The sequence below is a fragment of the Jiella sp. M17.18 genome, assembly GCF_041027365.1.
Classification (GTDB): domain Bacteria; phylum Pseudomonadota; class Alphaproteobacteria; order Rhizobiales; family Rhizobiaceae; genus VKMB-3413.
The window spans coordinates 160,313-168,003 of record NZ_JBFTEH010000012.1; the positions used below are offsets into that span (position 1 = coordinate 160,313).

7 protein-coding genes and 1 tRNA gene are annotated in these 7,691 nt (G+C 64.2%); 2 read left to right on the plus strand and 6 right to left on the minus strand.

The window, feature by feature from the left end:
• Positions 1-136: 136 nt before the first annotated feature.
• The 3 genes from glmS to AB5S17_RS19930 all read right to left on the minus strand — a co-directional run bounded on the left by glmS (position 137) and on the right by AB5S17_RS19930 (position 4,248).
• Positions 137-1,963 (minus strand): glutamine--fructose-6-phosphate transaminase (isomerizing), encoded by a 1,827-nt coding sequence (glmS, locus tag AB5S17_RS19920; protein ID WP_369242660.1) that lies wholly within the window; start codon positions 1,961-1,963, stop codon positions 137-139.
• A gap of 99 nt (positions 1,964-2,062) precedes the next feature.
• The gene (gene glmU, locus AB5S17_RS19925) at positions 2,063-3,436 is read right to left on the minus strand and encodes a bifunctional UDP-N-acetylglucosamine diphosphorylase/glucosamine-1-phosphate N-acetyltransferase GlmU (RefSeq protein WP_369242662.1); all 1,374 of its coding nucleotides are present in this window, start codon (positions 3,434-3,436) and stop codon (positions 2,063-2,065) included.
• 74 nt (positions 3,437-3,510) lie between these two features.
• Complete coding sequence (locus AB5S17_RS19930) at positions 3,511-4,248, minus strand: cytochrome c biogenesis CcdA family protein (protein ID WP_369242698.1); 738 nt, start codon at positions 4,246-4,248, stop codon at positions 3,511-3,513.
• Positions 4,249-4,625: 377 nt separating this feature from the next.
• On the opposite strand from AB5S17_RS19930, the gene AB5S17_RS19935 reads away from it, so the two are divergent.
• Positions 4,626-4,701: transfer RNA gene (locus AB5S17_RS19935), tRNA-Lys, on the plus strand.
• A gap of 250 nt (positions 4,702-4,951) precedes the next feature.
• Here AB5S17_RS19935 and AB5S17_RS19940 read toward each other — a convergent pair.
• Positions 4,952-5,212, minus strand: a complete 261-nt coding sequence (locus AB5S17_RS19940) for a hypothetical protein (RefSeq protein WP_369242664.1) — start codon at positions 5,210-5,212, stop codon at positions 4,952-4,954.
• A 224-nt stretch (positions 5,213-5,436) separates the two neighbouring features.
• On the opposite strand from AB5S17_RS19940, the gene AB5S17_RS19945 reads away from it, so the two are divergent.
• The gene (locus AB5S17_RS19945) at positions 5,437-5,679 is read left to right on the plus strand and encodes a hypothetical protein (protein WP_369242666.1); all 243 of its coding nucleotides are present in this window, start codon (positions 5,437-5,439) and stop codon (positions 5,677-5,679) included.
• Between the two features lie 388 nt (positions 5,680-6,067).
• Here AB5S17_RS19945 and AB5S17_RS19950 read toward each other — a convergent pair whose 3' ends face one another.
• Both AB5S17_RS19950 and AB5S17_RS19955 read right to left on the minus strand, forming a co-directional pair.
• Positions 6,068-6,589, minus strand: a complete 522-nt coding sequence (locus AB5S17_RS19950; RefSeq protein ID WP_369242668.1) for a hypothetical protein — start codon at positions 6,587-6,589, stop codon at positions 6,068-6,070.
• Positions 6,567-7,424, minus strand: coding sequence for a DUF4747 family protein (locus AB5S17_RS19955; RefSeq protein WP_369242670.1), 858 nt, complete (start codon positions 7,422-7,424; stop codon positions 6,567-6,569). The genes AB5S17_RS19950 and AB5S17_RS19955 overlap by 23 nt, the downstream gene beginning before the upstream one ends.
• Positions 7,425-7,691: the final 267 nt, after the last annotated feature.

The following is a 7,691-nucleotide window of genomic DNA, read 5'->3' on the forward strand; positions in this document are numbered from 1 at the left end:
ATCCTTCCGGACGAGCGCTTCCCGTCTTGCCGGATCAGGTGCGGGCGCGCCGCGAAACAGCGCTCCCCGGCGGCCGGAGAATCGTTCCCCGGCATGGCATTTGCAAGACGATTTTCCGCAATTGCGAAACGAGCGGTTATTCCACCGTCACCGACTTCGCCAGATTGCGCGGCTGGTCGACGTCCGTGCCCATCTGGATCGCCGTGTGGTACGCGAGGAGCTGCAGCGGGATGGTGTAGATCATCGGCGTCAGGATCTCCGCCATCTGCGGCAGGACGATGCAGCGCGAGCCCTCAACAGGTCCGTTCGCAGCCCCGGCCGCGTCGGTCAGGAGCACGATCTCGCCGCCGCGCGCCGCCACCTCCTGGACGTTGGAGATGGTCTTCTCGAAGCTGCGGTCGTGCGGCGCGATGACGACGACGGGCATGGTCTCGTCGATCAGCGCGATCGGCCCGTGCTTCAGTTCGCCCGCCGCATAACCTTCCGCGTGTATATAGCTGATTTCCTTCAGCTTCAGCGCGCCCTCCATGGCCAGCGGGAAAGAGAAGCCGCGGCCGAGGAACAGCGCGTGACGCTTCGTCGCCATCTCGCGCGACAGCGCCTCGATCCGCGCCTCCGTGTGGATCGCCTCGCGCGCCAGCCGCGGCGCCTCGGCGAGCGCGCGGGTCAGTTCCAGTTCCTCCTCCGCGCCGATCACGCCGCGGTCGACGCCGGCGCGCACGGCCAGGCTCGCGAGCGCCATCAGCTGGCAGGTGAACGCCTTGGTCGAGGCGACGCCGATCTCGGGGCCGGCGAGCGTCGGCAGGACGACATCCGCCTCGCGCGCCATGGTCGAGCCCTGAACGTTGACGACGACGGCGGTCTTCAGCCCCTGGCTCTTGGCGTAGCGCAGCGAGGCCAGCGTATCGGCCGTCTCGCCCGACTGCGACACGAAGATCGCGAGGTCCACGTCGCCGAGCGGGCTCTCGCGGTAGCGGAACTCCGAGGCGACGTCGAGATCGCAGGGGATGCGGGCATAACGCTCGAAGAAATAGCGCCCGACCAGCGCGGCGTAGTAGCCGGTGCCGCAGGCCGACAGCGCGATGCGGCGAATGTCGGCGAAGTCGAGCGTCTGGCCTTCGGGGATGCGGGTCCTGCCGCTGGTCATGTCGACGAAGGCGCCGAGCGTGTGGGAGAGGACCTCCGGCTGCTCGTAGATCTCCTTCTGCATGAAGTGGCGGTAATTGCCCTTGTCGACATAGTGCGCCTTGCCGCCGGCCCGGATCACCGGCCGCTCCACCGGCCGGCCGGAAGCGTCGAAGATCTCGGCGTCCTGCCCGGTCAGCACCACCCAGTCGCCGTCCTCGAGATAGCGGACCTCGTCGGTGAAGGGCGACAGGGCGATCGCGTCCGAGCCGAGGAACATCTCGCCCTCGCCGGCCCCGATCGCGAGCGGCGGACCGTTGCGCGCCCCCATCACCGTCCCCGGCAGATCCTCGAAGATCACCGCCAGCGCATAGGCGCCGGCCACCCGCTCGAGCATCGTCTGCATGGCATGGCGATGCGAGAGCCCGTCTCTGCGCAGCTTGGCGAGCAGGCGGACGACGACCTCGGTATCGGTCTGGGATTCGAACACCGCGCCGTCGGCGACGAGCGCGCGCTTGATCTCGGCGAAGTTCTCGATGATGCCGTTGTGGACGACGCCGATGCCGTCCGCGAAATGCGGATGGGCGTTGCCCTCGGTGGGTGCGCCATGCGTCGCCCAGCGGGTATGGCCGATGCCGGTCGTGCCGGAACGCGGCTCGGCCTTCAGCTTCTTCTGCAGGTTGACGAGCTTGCCCTCGGCCCGCAGGCGCGTCAGCCGGCCGTCCTCGATCGTCGCGATGCCAGCCGAATCATAGCCGCGGTATTCCAGCCGCTTCAGCGCGTCGACCAGGCGGTCGGCGACCGGTTCGTGGCTGATGATGCCGATGATTCCGCACATGGAAGGGTCCCCGTTCGTCGGGCGATCTTGCCCCTGTCAGATTGGCGCGACCTTAACGGCCGTGAGGCGGGGACGGGAATAACGTTTGGTGACGCGAAATTACGCGGCGTCGCCGGGCGATTTCGCGGCCTTGGCCGCGGCATTGCGCTGGATGATCTGCCGACCGCGATCCGGCTTGGTGACCTGGCGCTCGCGCGCGATCGCCAGCGCCCCGTCCGGCACGTCGTCGGTGACGACGCTGCCCGTGCCGACATAGGCCTCGTCGCCGACCCGCACCGGCGCGACCAGCGCGCTGTTGGACCCGATGAAGGCGCCGGCGCCGATGATCGTCTCGTGCTTCAGCGCGCCATCGTAGTTGCAGGTGATCGTGCCGGCGCCGATGTTCGCCTTTGCCCCGATCCGCGCGTCGCCGATATAGGTCAGGTGGTTGACCTTTGCGCCGGGGCCGAGCTCGGCGTTCTTCACCTCGCAGAAATTGCCGACCTTGGCGCCGTCGTCGAGACGCGCGCCCGGCCGCAGGCGGGCGAACGGCCCGACCGTGCCGCCGGGGCCGATCGCCGCGCCCTCGATATGGCAGAAGGCGTGGATGACCGCGCCGGAGGCGATGGTGACGCCGGGCCCGAACACGACGTTCGGCTCGATCGTGACGTCCGGCGCGATGTCGGTGTCATAGGCGAAATGAACGCTTCCCGGATCCTGCAGCGTCACGCCGTCCTGCATCGCGTCGAGCCGCCGTGCCGCCTGCCACGTGGCCTCGACCGCCGCGAGCTTCTGCCGGTTGTCGACGCCGGCGACCTCGAAGGCCTCCGCCTCGATCGCCCGGACGCTCAGCCCGTCGCCCCGCGTGATCTCGACGAGGTCGGTCAGGTAGTACTCGCCCTTGGCGTTGGCGTTGCCGATCGCCTGCAGCCTCTGGAGCGCGGTCTCGCCGCGGAACGCCATGACGCCGGCATTGCAGAAGTCGATGGCGCGCTCGGCAGGGCTCGCATCCTTCTCCTCGCGGATCGCGACGAGCTCGCCGTCCCGCTCGATCAGCCGGCCGTAGCCGGTCGGATCGGCCGGGCGGAAGCCGACGACGCAGACCTCGGCGCCCGCCGCCAGGCTCGCCCGCGCCCGCTGCAGCGTCTCCGGACGGATCAGCGGCGTGTCGCCGAAGAGAACCACGATGTCGTCGAACCCTTCCGCGATGACGTCCCGCGCCGCGAGCACCGCATGGGCCGTGCCGAGCCGTTCCGTCTGCTCGACCACCTCCGCGCCCGGCGCGTCGGCCCGCACCGCGGCGGCCACCGCCTCGCCATTGCGCCCGACGACAACGGCGATCCGGTCCGCGCCGGTCGCGAGCGCCGCCCGCGCGACATGCCGAACCATCGGAAGATGCGCCACCGGGTGCAGCACCTTCGACGTCCGGGACTTCATGCGCGTGCCCTCGCCGGCCGCGAGGATGATCGAGAGGCAGGTTCTCGCCATGGTCATTCCCGAGAAGTGCGTGTCGGCGCGATGCTTAGCACATCCCGCTCGAATTTCGATGAAGCTCGGCCTTCGGTCGCTCAGCCGATCGTCTGCAGCGCCGGGAAGGCCTGGAGCAGCCAGAAGGAGATCGCCTGCATGCCGCCGGACAGGAACAGGACGCCGGTAAGGACGAGCAGTCCGCCCATCGTCTTCTCGACCGTCCCGAGATGCCGCCGGAAGCCCGTGAGCCACTGCAGGAAGGCGCCGGAAAAAGCCGCGGCGGCGATGAAGGGCAGGCCGAGGCCGATCGAGTAGAAGGCGAGCATCACCGCGCCCTCGCCTACCGTACCCTTGGCGCCGGCGAGGCCGAGGATCACGCCGAGGACCGGGCCGATGCAGGGCGTCCATCCGAAGGCGAAGGCAAGGCCCATGAGATAGGCGCCGATCAGGCTGTTCGGCCGGTGCGGCGCCCTCAGCCGCGCCTCGCGCGACAGGAGGGTGATTCGGAAGACGCCGAGAAAGTTGAGGCCCATCGCGATGATCGCGATCCCGGCGAGGATGCCGAGCCAGTTCAGATTGTGCCGCAGCACCTGGCCGACCGAACTGGCCCCGGCACCGAGCGCCACGAAGACGGTGGTAAATCCGAGCACGAAGACGATGGCCGACCCGATGAGACGCGCATAGCTGGTCGAGGCGACCACGGGCCCGGCCCGCAGATCGTCCGCCGAGACCCCCGCCATGTAGCAGAGATAGGGCGGCACGAGCGGCAGGACGCAGGGGCTGAGGAAGGACAGGGCGCCGGCGAAGACGGCTGTGGGATAGGAGATCTCGGACAGCAAGGATGGGCCTCGGCAGGATGATCGAAATCGGCGCGATCGCGTCGGCATGAAGGGCGGATGTCGGCGCCGCCCGGGTCCGGCATGGGTCATACCGCCTCGCCGCATCGGCGGCAAATCCGGCGCCGCGGCCGTCGCCTCCGCCCGCCCCGCCCGTTCCTTCGCACCCGGGCACGGCTGCGTTACCACTTGCCGATCTTTTTGCCGCATCATGGTGGGCTCGGCCGCGCCAGGCCTCATTGATTTTGCCGAAGGCTTCCTATACCCCCCGCAGCAGGCGGCTCGCACCCGCAGGCCGGAGGGGACAACAGACCCCGCGTCCGGCACCGCCGAAGGGCGATCCGATGGCTCCTGCCGAAACGGCGGACCGCCATCAAGAGCGCGTAGCTCAGTTGGTAGAGCAACGGACTTTTAATCTGTAGGTCGTGGGTTCGAGTCCCACCGCGCTCACCAATAAGCTCAACAATCACAGCATCTTGCGGCGCCGTTGCATCTGATTTTTGAGCCCAATCCGCTGTAGGGTTCCGACAGGGTTCCAGAACGGGGACGCTGAAAGGGCGCCCCGCGGGACGCCCTGGTGCTGCTTCCTTGTCGGTCGCCACGATCGGCGCGCAGCAAATCAGGCAGCCGCAGCTCCGCGGTGATGGCGGATCACCCGCTCGCCGGTTGGCACGAACGCGCCGCTGGCCCCACGCCTCAACACCTAGCCAATCGTGGTTTCTTCCTCCGGATCCTGCCAGAGCTTCGCCCGGCGCTGCCGGATCATCTCAGCGGTGACCGCCTCGCGCATCGCCGGTTCACGCATCTGCGCCGCGAGTGGTAAAAGCTCCTCGGGAAACTCGCCGTCGGGACAGCCGAGAACATCGAACGCTCGGCTGAACGATCCATCGAACCGCTCCTCCACGCGAAGCTTCGCCCCGAGAGCTTCAACGGCTGCGATAAGGTTCCGTGCCTGATCTTCCATCGCTCAATCCTTTCGTTGCTGGCGATGAATCAAGGCTGCCGAAGTCGATGTCGCTTGTCTATAACGCTTGCGAAAATATTTTCACGTATGTAATCGAAATATACTGTCGCATCAAAGCGATACTCGGCCGTAGAAAAGCGACATGCCCCGCGTAGCCGTGTCGCTTCCTGCGCTGTTGGAAGGCTCACGCAGCGCGTGTACGCTTCGCTCAAAAGGAGAGCGAGATGTTCCTGAGGGGATTGGTCGGGGTGACTTGCATCGCGATCATCGCAGCGATCGGCGCGTACTTTTGGGACCGCCAGCAAGCGAGGATCGAGGCTGCACAGGCGAAGGTCGAGGCGACGCGAAGGGCGTTGGACGAAACCTGCTATCCAGCCCTTGCCCGCGTCCAGCAAGGCGGCGATTTTTATGAGGCGCGCCGCATACTAGACCGCTGCGAGGCCATCGGCTGGAAAGCTCCGGAGTGAAATGCAATCTCAGCCTTTTCCGCGCGCGCAGGCCTGCGAAGTGCTCCTGAACGGCAACCTCACTCCCGCAGCGCTCCGCCGAGAGCGCGATCGCGGAAACCTGGTCACCGAGAGGATCGCCAACAAGGAGTTCGTCACTCCGGCGGCGATAGCAGCAATGCGCGAGCGGTGTCGGGTCGAGCGCCCGGCGCCTGTGCCAAAGCGCGTCGGTGTTGCGCGGCCTGCTGCCGAGGTGGTCGCTCTTGGCGTCTATGGCGAGCCGATCACGTTGCGCGACGCCCGAAAGGCGAGGCTGCGCATGCTCAAAGACGACGCGTCGAGACGGCGCAGGGGCACAGACTCATAATTCCTTTGCAGGTCACGCCGGTCTGATCTGCCAGCCACATGTTCATTGGTCGCGCTGAGTCTTGTTCTTCACTTTCTCGGATCTGTTGAACAACCGGGCCATCCCGTAAAAGCTTAGAGCCATCAGGGCTCCTGTAAAAACAACGTAGAAAAGAGCTGCTAAACCAAAAAAATTCAGAGGAAAGCAGTCGTGCGCCCGGCCGATCAATCCGAGTAATAGGCAAACCGTCTGGATGAATACGAAATGAACTAGCTTTGACGTCAAATCAAGAAAATATGAGTCATCTCTTCCTTCTTCAGCGAAGACACGAAACAAGGGTGACGCTGGAAGAGCTAGAATAATCGCCATTGAGCTGAGGGTGAACGCCATAACGGTGGGGACGATCGAAAAGACCGCGGAGTGCCAAGCGCCGTCATCCAGAAGAGGCCAGCAGAGCGCAGCGGATAAGATCGACATCCAAAATATCGGAGAGCGGTAGACGGCCGCCCATCCCCCGTAAATGGTCCAGTAGTGTCGGAGATCGTCTCCGGCGGCTCCGAAATCAAAGGAGGTGCGTAAGCGCATCAAGCAGCTTCGCAAGAAAGCTGTCGTTCCGCTCCATAGGGATCTCATATTTGCGAGGCCTGTCTCGAGAGGAAAGATCGACGGGCTTATCCTGGTCGTCACGCCCCTGAATGCGAAACAGCCCGTTATCTACGGCAACTGCGGCGAGGTCGCGCTCATCGGGCGGTAGAACAATCGTTTCCGCGTTTGCACTTCGCGCAAATCGGTGTTCGATCCGATGGACGTTCATTCTATCCATCAAGTCGTTCACGCGCCTGACCGTCTCTGGCGGCGCGAAATCCGGATTGGGTCGATAAGCCACAATTTGAATAATGCGCTTATGAGGGATCGCGAGCAGCTCTTCGGCAACGCCCTCCTCAGGAACCATCGTGACAGCAACCTCTGGCAAGCTCTCGCCAAGGGCCCAGCGCGAAAAAATCTTCTGCATGATAGATTCAACGACGGTCGCACCTATAGTCTTATCGAGATCATTTCGCGCCTCAATATACATTAAGTGGCTTCTGATATCAAAAACATACTCAAAAACACGGAAATTGGGCCTCGCTTTTTCGGGGATATTGATCTTTTTTCGTTCATCCTCGCTGAGCTTCTCTTGCTTGTCTAAGTCGATCCAATCCCCCTCCAGATCGATGTCTGTCCAGAGATGCAGTCGGCCAACATAAAGATGACGGTGTCTTCGATGTCGAATCGGCTTCGTAATTCGCGCGAAATCACTCCCTCGAGCTTGCACCATGATTCGCGATGCTTTGCGGAGAATGCGGGGATAGATCTTAGGTGGATGGGGGTCAGCGGCAATGTTGACAGCGAAAACAGGTACAATCCGCTTGCGTGGCATGAAAGCTCCCTCTCCATCCGAGGTAGCAATCTTATCTTCGCGTGAGCGTTCGTCAAAGGTCTTCGTCGTGCCGTTTTACAACGTTCGGAACACATGCTCGGCGAGGATCCCGCCGTCCAGCCGCTCCGTCTTCAGATGGTCGAGGAACGCCTGCCTGTCCTCTTAAGCTTCTTTCCATGCTAATTTTGGGAAGGAGGATCGAGCCATGGGACAGACATCGGCAAGGAAGTCAGCAGGACCGCGTGACGCGGCGACGAAGGTTGCGCA

Coding starts and splice junctions, on each gene's coding strand:
- AB5S17_RS19950 (WP_369242668.1), bottom strand. CDS start 6,589: ATGCGCTTACGCACCTCCTTTGATTTCGGAGCCGCCGGAGACGATCTC.
- AB5S17_RS19955 (WP_369242670.1), bottom strand. CDS start 7,424: ATGCCACGCAAGCGGATTGTACCTGTTTTCGCTGTCAACATTGCCGCT.
- AB5S17_RS19945 (WP_369242666.1), top strand. CDS start 5,437: ATGTTCCTGAGGGGATTGGTCGGGGTGACTTGCATCGCGATCATCGCA.
- AB5S17_RS19940 (WP_369242664.1), bottom strand. CDS start 5,212: ATGGAAGATCAGGCACGGAACCTTATCGCAGCCGTTGAAGCTCTCGGG.
- glmU (WP_369242662.1), bottom strand. CDS start 3,436: ATGACCATGGCGAGAACCTGCCTCTCGATCATCCTCGCGGCCGGCGAG.
- glmS (WP_369242660.1), bottom strand. CDS start 1,963: ATGTGCGGAATCATCGGCATCATCAGCCACGAACCGGTCGCCGACCGC.